This is a genomic window from Streptomyces sp. NPDC059668 (genome assembly GCF_042734135.1).
In the GTDB taxonomy this organism is placed as follows: Bacteria; Actinomycetota; Actinomycetes; order Streptomycetales; family Streptomycetaceae; genus Streptomyces.
On record NZ_JBHWEL010000034.1, the window covers coordinates 19,938 to 31,154 of the forward strand.

Consider the following 11,217-nt stretch of genomic DNA (forward strand, 5'->3'; position numbering starts at 1 on the left):
GAATCCGGTCAGGGTTCGTCGAACGGAGAGGGAGCCATGACCCCACCAGCCCCGGTGCCCGCTTCCACGGGAACCGTCACCACGAGTGTCCCCTCCCGCCTCGACCGGCTCCCCTGGTCCCGGTGGCACTGGATGATCGTGATCGGGCTGGGAACCGTCTGGATCCTGGACGGCCTGGAAGTCACCACGGTCGGCAACATCGCGAGCCGGCTCTCCGAGGACGGCAGCGGCCTGTCCATCTCCTCGGCCCAGGTCACCGGTGTCGCCGCGGCGCTCTATGTCGCGGGAGCCTGCGCCGGAGCCCTCTTCTTCGGCTGGCTGACCGACCGTTACGGCCGCAAGAAGCTCTTCATGGTGACGCTCGTCGTCTACCTGGGGGCGACCGCGATGACCGCGCTCTCCTTCGACGCCTGGTGGTTCTTCACCTTCCGCTTCCTCACCGGCTTCGGCATCGGCGGCGAGTACGCGGCCATCAACTCCGCGATCGACGAGCTCATCCCCGCGAAGTTCCGGGGCCGCGTCGACCTGATCATCAACGGCAGCTACTGGCTCGGCGCGGTCGGCGGCGCGCTGCTGTCCATCGTCATGCTGAACACGGACATCTTCCCCAAGGACGTCGGCTGGCGGCTCACCTTCGCCCTCGGAGTGGTCCTCGGTCTTGTGGTCCTGCTGGTCAGGCGGCATGTGCCGGAGAGCCCGCGGTGGCAGTTCATCCACGGCCGCGGCGAGGAGGCGGACGCGCTGGTCACGTCCGTCGAGCGGGACATCGAGCGGGAGAAGGGCAGGCCGCTGCCGCGCGCGGAGGGCGAGATCACCATCGAGCAGCGCAAGAGCATCGGCTTCGGGCTCATCGCGCGGACCGTCTTCCGCAACTATCCGAAGCGCGCCGTGCTCGGCCTCTCCCTCTTCATCGGCCAGGCCTTCCTCTACAACGCGATCACCTTCGGCTTCGGCGCCATCCTCACCAAGTTCTACGACGTCCCCTCCGGCGGCACCGGCTACTACTTCGCCGTCATCGCGGCCGGCAACTTCATCGGCCCGCTGCTGCTCGGCAAACTCTTCGACACGGTCGGCCGCAAGGTGATGATCTCCTCCACCTACCTGCTGTCGGGTGTGCTGCTCTTCGGCACGGCCTGGCTCTTCGGCCAGGGCTCGCTGAACGCCGCGACGCTCACCGCGTGCTGGTGCGTCGTACTGTTCTTCGCTTCGGCGGGCGCCTCCAGCGCGTACCTGACGGTCTCGGAGATCTTCCCGATGGAGACCCGCGCGATGGCCATCGCCTTCTTCTACGCCCTCGGAACGGCCGCCGGCGGTATCAGCGGACCGCTGGTCTTCGCCGACCTCACGTCGTCCGGCGTCGTCGGCGACACGGTGCTCGCCTTCCAGATCGGGGCGGGCCTGATGTGCGCGGCGGGCCTGGTGGCGGCGTTCCTCGCGGTGAAGGCCGAGGGGCGCTCCCTGGAGGACATCGCCACACCGCTGTCGGTGTCGTCGTCCGGCACGTCCGGCGCGTCCGGCGCGTCCGGGAAGACGGCCTGACCTGGCTTGCGGACGACCGGCCACACCGGTGGGCCGTTCGCCACCCACTCCCGGCCCGGCGTTCTCGGGGATCCGAGGATCTGAGGACCTGACGATCTGAGTACGCATACTCTGTCGGGCCGTGGCCCGGACGGTAACCCTCGTACGCATGACCGAGAAGCTGTTAGGCCCTCTGCGCACGCGCCCCTGGCCGGAACGCTGGCTGACGCGCGTGCTCGGCGCCGCCCTCTCCGGCGCGGCGTACCTCCTCTGCCTGCCCTGGGATTTGCGCAACCGCCCCGACTCGCCCGGGTCGCTCACCGAGACGACCCCGGTGACCGTGCCCGGCGTCGTGCTCCTCGGCGCGGCCCTGCTGCTCCTGGCGGTCTACTTCGGCCGCCGGGACGCGCTGGCCTGGCCGTTGCTGCTGGTGGCGGCCCCGCCGACGGTCCTGATGTACGTCGCCTTCCACTCCCACCCGCAGCCCCCGGACGCCGCGGTCTGGCCCCTGGCGTGGGCGTCCTTCACGCTGGTCGTCGCGGCGGGGGTACTGGTCGCGACGGCGGTGGCCCGGCAGTTCAGGGCGGACCTGGAGGAACGGACCGACTCACCGTTCCTCACCGGCCGGCGGGCGGGATCCTGCGGCTAGGCACCCGTGGTGGACCCCGGTCGGATGATCATCAGTATCGTCACGGCGGCCCAGAGCAGGTTGAAGACGCCGGTGAACATGGCGAGCCGGACCGTCGCCCGGGGGCCCACCACAGGGGTGTCGTGCCAGATGCCCTCCACGACCACGGTCTGCCGGGGCAGCACCAGCGCCGCGAGCACGACCGCGGCCAGCGCCGTCAGCGCGATCGAGACGATCAGCCAGGTGTCACCGAGGACACCCATGGCGCTGGCGGTGGCGAACCCGAACACGGGGACGACGACGCCGACCGTCGCGTACACCCGGCAGATGCGGTACAGCAGCCGGAGGGTGGAACGGGCCTGCTCGTCCCGCGGCTCGGCGAGCGCCTTGCGGGCGGCGGGCGGGAACATGCTGGCGGCGACGGTGACGGGCCCGACCGCGACGATCGCGGCGAGGACGTGCACGGCGAGAAGGAACTTGGTCACGCGGTGACGCTATGGGCGGCCCGGATCTTGGAGAAGTGGCACTTTTGCCAGGGGTCGACGGATTCCCGCCAGCCGCTGTCACCTGGCGTCGGTTCGGGCCGTACGAGGTGGTGGACGGAGGTTCCGCGAGATCCGCGGCCCACTGCGGCAGAGGCGGGTTGCCCCTGGCCGCTGTTGGCCACAATCCGCCGTATGCCTACGCTCTGGCCATGCACACCGTTGCCGTACTGGCGCTCGACCAGGTCATCCCGTTCGACCTCTCCGCCCCGATCGACGCCTTCGGCCGGGCACGCCTGCCGGACGGCCGCGCGGCCTACCGCATCCGGGTCTGTTCGGTCGAGGCGGGCCAGGAGGTCGGCGCGGGCCTGTTCACGCTGCGCGCCCCGCACGGTCTGGAGGCGCTGGCCGAGGCGGACACGATCATCCTCGCCGGGACCGAGAACCCCACCGCGCCGCTCCCCCCGGGAGTCGCCGACGCGCTGCGGGCGGCGGCCGCGAACGGCACCCGGATCGCCTCGGTCTGCGTCGGCGCCTTCGTCTTCGCCGCCACCGGCCTGCTGGACGGACTGCGCGCGACCACCCACTGGATCGCGGCCGGCGACCTGGCGGCCCTGCACCCCGCCGTGACCGTCGACCCGAACGTCCTCTACGTCGACAACGGCCAGTTCCTCACCTCGGCGGGCGCGGCCGCGGCCCTCGACATGTGCCTGCACATGATCCGCCGGGACCACGGTTCGGCCGTCGCCGCGCACGCGGCCCGGCTGTCGGTGATGCCGCTCGAACGGGAGGGCGGCCAGGCCCAGTTCATCGTCCACGCCCAGCCGCCCGCACCGGCCGGCACGACCATGGAGCCGCTGCTCGGCTGGCTGGAGGAGAACGCGGACCGGGACCTGACCCTGGAGGACATCGCGGTCCGGGCCGGCACGAGCACCCGCACCCTCAACCGCCGGTTCCGCGAACAGACCGGCACCACACCACTCCAGTGGCTGCACCGCGCCCGGGTCCGCCGCGCCCAGTACCTCCTGGAGACGACCACGTACCCGGTCGAACGCATCGCGACCCAGGCGGGCTTCGGCTCCCCGACGGCGTTCCGCGAACGCTTCAAGCGGGTGGTGGGGACGAGCCCGTACGCGTACCGGCGGGCGTTTCGGGGGGCGGAGGAACGGGTCTCCTGAGGCGGAGACGCGGTCGCGCTGCGCGCCGGGCGCGGAGGAGGTCGGCTCGCGCACCGGAGGTGCGGTCGCGCGCCGCTACCGCACGCGGTGCTCGATGGTCCGTGCCGCGCTCAGGCGCGCCGGTCGGCCACGGCCCAGGAGGCGAGGGCGACGGCCCCGGCGACCCCGAACACCGCGGGCCAGGCGCCCACCTTCTTCGCCAGCGGGTGCGACCCGGCGAAGGCGGCGACGTACGCGACGGTCAGCGCCCCGGCGGCCCTCCCGCCGGCCTGCCGCCGCCACTGCTGCGCGGCGGTGGCCCCCGCGGCGGCCAGCACGACCCCGCCGAGCTGCCGCTTCTTCGTCCACCGAGCGACGCCGTACCCACCGACAAGCCCACCGGCGGCCACCACCGCGGCCGGGATCTTCGCCATCGCTGCCTCCTTGTTCGTCCCCCGAGGCTAACGCCCTGCCCGGGCGGGTCGGGCGCGTGGGTGACCACGGGCGGGGTGACATCGGACCGTGGGCCCGGGACCGCTCCGGACCGGTTGTCGGTGGCATCCGGTTGGATGGCCGTATGACAGCCGGAGACATCGCCGCCGCCCTGTCCGACATCGACACCCGGAAGGACCTCTGCCGGTCGATGGCCATGGCCGAGGCGATCCTGAACCCCGACGGCGAGTGCATCTACTCGTTCAATCAGACTTCCGCATCTGCCATCCAAGGTCGGCAGGGGTGCGCCAGGATTCTCCAAGGAAGCTCCTGTGGCACATGCGATGACAGTTCGCGCACAGCAGGGCAAGATCTGCGATCCGGGTCTCCGTCACACCCGATATGTGAAGAGGCAGCCTGTGGTGGACCTCGATGTACCCGGCTCCCAGCTCGCCGTAAGCGGTGGTGAAGTCGAACGAGCACACTTCACAGTGCAGAGCGCCGCCCTCCTTCAGGACCGCCCGGATCTTCCGGTCGCGCAGAGGCCTGCTCCGCTCGCGGTGGAGGGCCCAGCGAGTGAGGAGCCGCCCCTCGCGGGCCGCGTCCGTTTCGCCTTCCTGGGCGGGTATGCCGATGGTCTCGGCCGATGCCATACCCGCACGCAGGGCCTTGGCGGTGGCAAGCATCTCATCGGGACGGTCTGCGAAGTCGGCCACCACCTCGCTAGTCAGTCGGCCGCCCTTCATGGGGGCCCCGCGGTATTCGGCCCTGGCTGTCATGATGTTGCCCGTCTTCAGGCTGACGCTGCCCGGGGAGCGGAACTTCGGATCCGCCGCCGCGCCATCGTGCAGCGGCAGCTGCCTGAGAAGGTGGGACAGGTCCTGCACCTGCTGGTCGGTTGTCCGGAGCTCCTGCCATTCGTTTTCGGCAACGAGCGCGCAGGCCAGCACCAGCTCGTCCCGCGTCCAGTCAATTCTCGCCACAGCGGTATCGTACGAGCATTCGAAATTGCCCACGCTGCTGGTGACCGAGGCGGGGCAGAGGATGCCGCACACTGGTGTGTGCCGCCGTGTCGAGTCGCAATGTCAGTGGGTCGTGTCACCCTCTGTGATGGCTGCCGTATGAGGCGTCACTGGTATTCGTGCAAGAGGAGGGGTCATGACCGGGACTGACCTGGGCTATACGTCGATCGAGATCTGCGCCGGCGCTGGCGGACAGGCGATCGGCCTGCACACGGCCGGTTTCAGGCATCTTGCCCTCATCGAGATCGACAAGTACGCAGCGGCGACCCTGCGCGAGAACATCGAGGTGCACCCAAAGTGGGACTGGGAGCGTGCCAACTGTGATGTCCTCTGCCAGGACGTGACGGAGTTCGACCCCGCACGCGACTTGGTGAAGAGTGCCGGTCTCTACAAGCGGGGTGAGGTTGACCTGCTTGCCGGGGGCGTGCCGTGCCCGCCTTTCTCTCACGCTGGCAAGCAGCTCGGTGAGGACGACGAACGTGATCTCTTTCCCTGCATCCTGGAGCTGGCCGAGCTCATCCGCCCTCGCGCAGTCATGATCGAGAACGTCCGCGGCCTCATGGACCCCAAGTTCGATGAGTACAGGTCACGGATCAAGGCCAGCCTTGAGGAGATGGAGACTGACGACGACGGGCTGCCTGGCTACGAAGTGGTGGCGTGGAAGGTCTATGAGGCGGAGAAGTTCGGCGTTCCGCAGCTTCGGCCGCGCTCCATCCTTGTCGCTTTCCGCAAAGACGTCCTGAAGGACCTGAAGTACGAAGCTCCCGCGCCCAGCGCAGAGACGGTAACGGTCTATAAGGCGCTTAAGGACACGATGCAGGAACGCATTGCACCGTTCTTGAAGGGCGCTAAAGCTGTCGAGGCACAGGATGTCTTCGATAAGTGGGCAGATGACGCCAAGAGGGGCGTAGCCCCCACACTCGTGGGCGGCTCCAAGAAGCACGGCGGCGCTGACCTCGGTCCCAGCCGCGCCAAGAAGGCATGGGAAAAGCTAGGCGTCTCGGGCCTGGGCGTGGCCAATGCGCCAGTGGACGGCAAGCCGACCGGCACCGAGGATCGTGATCTGTTCCGTGCGGGGGGGCCCATGCTCACGGTTCGCCAGGCGGCGGTCATCCAGGGGTTCCCGACGTACTGGGAGTTCACGGGAGGCAAGACGGCTCAGTACCGACAGGTCGGGAACGCGTTTCCGCCGCCCGTCGCACAGGCCATTGGCGAATCGATCATGGAAGTACTCAAGGCGGACCGCAATCGCGCCGCCAGCCAGTGACTGAGGGCGGCTGAGCTGCGGCGCGCATCAGCGGTGTCGCAGCTCAGCCGTCCGTCAGGACGGTCGGCTGTTCAGGTGGGCGAGCAGGGCATGGATGTCATCGGCGTCCATGCCCAGGCCCGTGGTCTCCTCCTCTTGGAGATCGCCTAGCTGGCGCACTGCCGGGTCATCGAGCACGCTGCCCAGGAAGTTCAGCTTCTTCTCGAGGCGTACGGCCACGATTTCGTCGATCGTTCCCCGGACCGCCAGCACGGTCACGCGAGTCTCGGTGCCCGGGGGCAGCCCTAGCCGGTGAATGCGGTCGAGGCTCTGGAGGAATCGGCCGGCCATGAAGTCGCGGTCCACGTACACGGCGTCATGGCAGACCTGGTGAAGGCTGATCCCCTCGCCCAGGGTCGCGGGGTTGGAGATCAGGACCATGCACGACGGGTCCTCGCGGAAGCGGCTGAGCTCGGCTTCCCGGTCCTGGGTGGTGCCGTGGACGGAAGCCGGGGCATGCGGCGCCAGTAGCTCCTCCAGGGTTTTCTGGCTTCGGATGAACCCAGTCCAGATCAGAGTCTTGCGGCCAGCCCGCGCGTTCTTCGCGACGATACGAACGGTCTCCTCGTATTTGGGTGACAGTTCATGCCGAGGGAGCCGCTGCAGCAGTGCGTGAAGCGAGTCGTCATCGGAGACGTCAAGCGCCGGCAGCTGAAAGGCGAGTGCTTCATAGGGGGTGTCGCTCGGGGCCAGTAGGGCCGGGCTGATTGCGGCCATGAGCGTGCGCATAGCCGCCTTGCCGAGTGAGGCCAGGTCACCTCGGCGTGCGGACGGATCCCCCTTGAGCGCGTCGTACAACTCGCGGTGCAGTGGGGGAAGATCGACATAGCGGACTACGGGTTCATAGGGAGGGAGCCCCAGCTCCTTCTTCGTCGTCCGAGTGAACAGCGGACGCAGGGCCTGGCTGGCGTAAGCGAGATCCCCGCCACGTACAGCTTCGACGACGAGTTGCTTGCCGCGTCCTGGCCAGACGAACGAGAGCAGGCTCTCCAGATCCCGGGCACCGTTTGGAGCTGGTGTCCCAGTGAGGATGAGGCGTCGCCGAGCCAGAGGCCCGAGCGACAGACAGGCGGAGCCGTAAGTGCCGCGGGCTCCGAGTTTCATACGGTGCGCTTCATCGAGCACGAACATCGCCGGGGCCGTACGCAGCCACTCTGACAGATGGCCGACGGAACCAGCCAGACGTTCGTAGTTGACCAGAACGACATCGGCTTCTGGATCAGGGAATCCCGTGTCCATGACCGAGGTCAGCAGCGGTTTCTTGAAGCAGGCCTCACCTTCGAACTGCCACGCTTCGTAGGCCGGCTTGGGGCATACGACGAGAAGGCGTCGGACTTCTCCCTGCTCCCGCAGGGCACTGAATACCGCCAGTGCCGTGCGCGTCTTGCCGGCACCGGGGACGCTGAAGTTCGCGCCATGCCCCAAGGACAGCAGCTCCCCGATGTCCCGCAGCTGGAACGAAGTGAGGTCTGCCTGCCAGCCCGCGCCCAGCAGGGCGGGCACGTCATCCGGTACTAGCCGCACCTGCTCAGAGCTGGTGGGCGAGGAGCTGAGCCTGGCCCGTACGGTCTCGGAGTCATCTAGGACGCCGGTGACCAGGCTGGCCAGCTCAGGCTCCCACTCGACGTCAGCGTGGGGCCAGTTGGCCAGCTCACCGATGGAGAACAGAAAGCTGTCCAGGCCGGCATCCGAGGTCAGTGGGCCGCGCTGGCCACCCGGAGTCAGCCGGGTGGCCAGCATCCCGAAGTCCCCTTCCAGTCCCGGCCGGGCGCGGATTACCGCACGCGTCCTAGTGATGTCGAAGGCGATCCGGAGAGACGGGAGGCTGGAGTGCGTCATCGCTCGTCTGCCACAGTCTCACGCAGCCATGACAGGCCCTCTCCTGGGAGCTGGATGCTTTTCGACGCTTCGACCGACACTTTCGTCAGCGCTTGCCTGAGCGTGAGCAGAGCGTCATCGAAGGCGCCTTCGTCCAGGCTGTTGTTGCCCCGCGCCAGCGCCAGGTCCGTGACGCACTGCTGAAGTTCCTTAACTGCCGCACTGACACGGTCAGGGGCCGCAAGCCGCTTCTTTCGCTCACGGTCCACCTTATGAGCGTCCTGGATCGAATCCTCGAAGACGTCTCGGAGCGAAGACACGGAGTTGTTGGCTGCAGTGAGTTCTTCGGCGGTCGTTGCGGAGACAGACTTCTGTGTGGCCTTTGCCCTGAGGAGCGCGTCAGTGAGCGCACGGGCCCCGGCCGTTTCGGAACTCGGTGCCGGCACGGAACGATTGAGACCGGGGATAGAGACCGTCTTGGGGGCCTCTTGGGCCACCATGGTGGACCCTTCCGGCAAGTAGCGTTCCAGATACTTTTCCCGGAAGTCGGTGCGGATTTTGCGAATGTCAGTCTTGGCGAAATCGAGGACAATCGCCGCCAGGCGGTATTCAAGAAGAGTGTCGGCTGCCTCTTTGTTTCTGTCCTTCTCCTTCACGTAAGTCCGGTAGAGCTCGGCGAAGCTCTCCTTGGCGTCCTCGAAGTCCATGAGGCGCAGTCTTGCCTGGCCGTGCTCGCTGCGCTTGACCAGGTCACGCAGCTGTCCCAGAACCCATGTGTCCCGTTCCAGCGCCGGGGTTGAAGTGTGGAACAGCTTGGCGATGGCGGCGAGGGGCAGCCCCCGGGTGATCTGTTCCTCAATAGCCATCAGCTGATTGACATAAGAATATTCACGCCTCCGGTCCGGCCGGAGCTGCAGTGACAGCTCGACGGATCGGATGTCGTCCCAGGTGCAGCTGGCCGGAAGGACGCCCACGCGGATGTACTGGACACCCAGCTCCTTGAGAGCGGCCCGACGGGTGTTGCCGTTGACGAGAACGCCTTCACGAGAGATGAGACCTGGCTCGTTCTGCCGATGGTCGCGCAGGCTCTCCTTCAGCTTGTCGAAGTCCGGATCACGCTGGTGGGGATCGGACGGCATGGCGGTCAGCAGATGGTGCAGATAATTCTGGCCGGCATCCGACCAGTGGTCTTTCGTCAGCGCCTCTTCCTGCGCCGGGTCATAGGCGCGCTGTGCATTGATCCTGTGAGTGGCGGGATTGTAGTAGAGCTGGTCCACGGGCATGTCGATAACTTCGACGTGGATGGGGCCGCCCCGGAACTCCACGCGGAGCGTTTCAGGAACTGCGCCACCGGCACGCAAATCCTTGAGTCGCTCTTCGATCTTGGCGCGGTTCTCATCCGCGATTGGGGGGACGCCGAAGTCTGTCGGCATGTGTACCTCTCGTAGCTGGAGCGAGCTGTGGGAACGGCGGAATCAAGCGTTGGTGCGAGGGCGCCTAACGCAGGCCTTCGCGGAAGGCTTCGCGTGCCTCGGCCGGCAGTGCCCGGTACTTCGCCCAGATGTCCTCGGCGGAACTGAAGGTCCGGGCGTCCTGCTTGATCCAGGACTTCAGGATGTCGAGTTCGAACGACGGGAGCGAGGCGGCCTCCGAGAGCAGCGCCGGCACGTCGTACGTGGAACCGATGCCGCCAACTCGGCAGCGGTTGCATTCGACGACGTACTGCTGAGCCATCGTGCCGTTCGGCAGCCGGACTTCACGCTTGGCCACGTCCAGCTGAGCTGTGACCTCCGAGTCGGCGTACTTGTCTCCGGGGGTGGCACCACACGAACTGCACTTGTGGTTGTAGGTGGCCAGCAGCTCCCGGCGCTGGTTTACCGTGATCGCACTCTTGGGCCGAGTACCGCGGCCCGGCTCCCATACGGCCTCGCCGCGCTGGACATAACGCTGTTCGTTGGCGTCGAGGTCGAAGTCCTCACGCTTGGTGTCGATCTTCCACCCGAAGACACGAAGATCCCGCATGCGGCGGTCGATCTGCGCCACGTCCGGAAACGCGTCACGGAGTTCCGTCTTGGTGAAGACGTTTCCCTCGCCGACCACCTGGACGAGCCAGAGTGCGGCGCGCTTCATCGTGCCCAGTTTGCTGTCCCGCCATGAAGGAAAGGCCGTGCTCATCTCCACCTCACAGAGCTTGAGCGGGCCAGCCCGACCGCGTGTCAGGGCAGTTGGCGCCTGACAGTGGCCCGCTGCCCACAACGGAACATCAAGTCCGCCTGAAAGAGAAGTGGCTGAGTGTCCAGATGAGCATCCGGACACAGTCGATGGGCCAGTTGAGGATGGACGGAGGCACACTGTCGTCAAAAGCTTCGGTGGGGTGGGACAGAAGGAGCTGGCGTGCCGCGATCGGGTCGCTTCAGGGAACTGGATGCCGGAATACCGGAGGAGAGAAGAGCCCTCGCCAGGGCCTTGCGCAGCTTGATGAGGGTGGTTGGCCTGTCGCTGAGGCATACACATGCCGAGCTGGAAAGACGCGACTTTGGCTGCGATACGTCGGCGAGCGCGCTCTCCGACCTGCTCAACGCGCGCGTCCACAAGCCAAGGCGTGAGGTGATCCGCGCGCTCTACGAACTGGCGGAGACGGCCGGGCGGACGAGCGGCGCCTCCATGCCTGTCACCTGGGAAGAGCTTGAGGGTCTTTGGGTGAAGGCATGCGAACCGCCGGCGGCTTTGTGCGCGAGCTGCCAGCGCACTGTGTTGGGGGGGGGCCCGGGGGGCGGGGGGCGGGCCCACCCGCAAGGAAAAAGGGGAGACGCGCGGGGTAGGGTGGTCGAGGAGGAGAACGACAAAGGCCGGG

10 protein-coding genes are annotated in these 11,217 nt (G+C 67.4%); 4 read left to right on the forward strand and 6 right to left on the reverse strand.

The window, feature by feature from the left end; all coding sequences use genetic code 11:
- Positions 1-36 precede the first annotated feature (36 nt).
- Together ACFV2J_RS23735 and ACFV2J_RS23740 are read left to right on the forward strand one after the other, a co-directional pair.
- Positions 37-1,539, forward strand: coding sequence for an MFS transporter (locus ACFV2J_RS23735; RefSeq protein WP_385082324.1), 1,503 nt, complete (start codon positions 37-39; stop codon positions 1,537-1,539).
- A gap of 148 nt (positions 1,540-1,687) precedes the next feature.
- Positions 1,688-2,167: a hypothetical protein gene (locus ACFV2J_RS23740; RefSeq protein WP_385082323.1), complete on the forward strand. Its 480-nt coding sequence runs from the start codon at positions 1,688-1,690 to the stop codon at positions 2,165-2,167.
- Here ACFV2J_RS23740 and ACFV2J_RS23745 read toward each other — a convergent pair.
- Positions 2,164-2,631 carry a hypothetical protein gene (locus ACFV2J_RS23745; protein ID WP_385082321.1) on the reverse strand — a complete coding sequence of 156 codons (468 nt, stop codon included), beginning with the start codon at positions 2,629-2,631 and terminating at the stop codon, positions 2,164-2,166. The two genes, ACFV2J_RS23740 and ACFV2J_RS23745, sit on opposite strands and share 4 nt — an antisense overlap.
- A 209-nt stretch (positions 2,632-2,840) precedes the next feature.
- Here ACFV2J_RS23745 and ACFV2J_RS23750 point away from each other — a divergent pair, with 209 nt between their 5' ends.
- The gene (locus ACFV2J_RS23750; RefSeq protein WP_385082320.1) at positions 2,841-3,806 is read left to right on the forward strand and encodes a GlxA family transcriptional regulator; all 966 of its coding nucleotides are present in this window, start codon (positions 2,841-2,843) and stop codon (positions 3,804-3,806) included.
- 110 nt (positions 3,807-3,916) lie between these two features.
- Here the strand turns inward: ACFV2J_RS23750 and ACFV2J_RS23755 are convergent, their stop codons facing one another.
- Both ACFV2J_RS23755 and ACFV2J_RS23760 read right to left on the reverse strand, forming a co-directional pair.
- Positions 3,917-4,219 carry a hypothetical protein gene (locus tag ACFV2J_RS23755; RefSeq protein ID WP_385440435.1) on the reverse strand — a complete coding sequence of 101 codons (303 nt, stop codon included), beginning with the start codon at positions 4,217-4,219 and terminating at the stop codon, positions 3,917-3,919.
- 261 nt (positions 4,220-4,480) lie between these two features.
- Entirely contained in the window at positions 4,481-5,200 is a 720-nt protein-coding gene (locus ACFV2J_RS23760; RefSeq protein ID WP_385082317.1) for an HNH endonuclease, read from the reverse strand.
- A gap of 175 nt (positions 5,201-5,375) precedes the next feature.
- Here ACFV2J_RS23760 and ACFV2J_RS23765 point away from each other — a divergent pair, with 175 nt between their 5' ends.
- Positions 5,376-6,506 (forward strand): DNA cytosine methyltransferase, encoded by a 1,131-nt coding sequence (locus ACFV2J_RS23765; protein WP_385082316.1) that lies wholly within the window; start codon positions 5,376-5,378, stop codon positions 6,504-6,506.
- A 54-nt stretch (positions 6,507-6,560) separates the two neighbouring features.
- On the opposite strand, the gene ACFV2J_RS23770 is transcribed toward ACFV2J_RS23765, so the two are convergent.
- The 3 genes from ACFV2J_RS23770 to ACFV2J_RS23780 all read right to left on the reverse strand — a co-directional run bounded on the left by ACFV2J_RS23770 (position 6,561) and on the right by ACFV2J_RS23780 (position 10,493).
- Positions 6,561-8,384: a DEAD/DEAH box helicase gene (locus tag ACFV2J_RS23770; protein WP_385082314.1), complete on the reverse strand. Its 1,824-nt coding sequence runs from the start codon at positions 8,382-8,384 to the stop codon at positions 6,561-6,563.
- On the reverse strand, positions 8,381-9,796 hold the full coding sequence (locus tag ACFV2J_RS23775) for a transcriptional regulator (RefSeq protein ID WP_385082312.1): 1,416 nt from the start codon (positions 9,794-9,796) through the stop codon (positions 8,381-8,383). Before ACFV2J_RS23775 ends, ACFV2J_RS23770 begins: the two co-directional genes overlap by 4 nt.
- Before the next feature lie 64 nt (positions 9,797-9,860).
- Positions 9,861-10,493 carry a hypothetical protein gene (locus ACFV2J_RS23780; RefSeq protein WP_385082311.1) on the reverse strand — a complete coding sequence of 211 codons (633 nt, stop codon included), beginning with the start codon at positions 10,491-10,493 and terminating at the stop codon, positions 9,861-9,863.
- Positions 10,494-11,217: the final 724 nt, after the last annotated feature.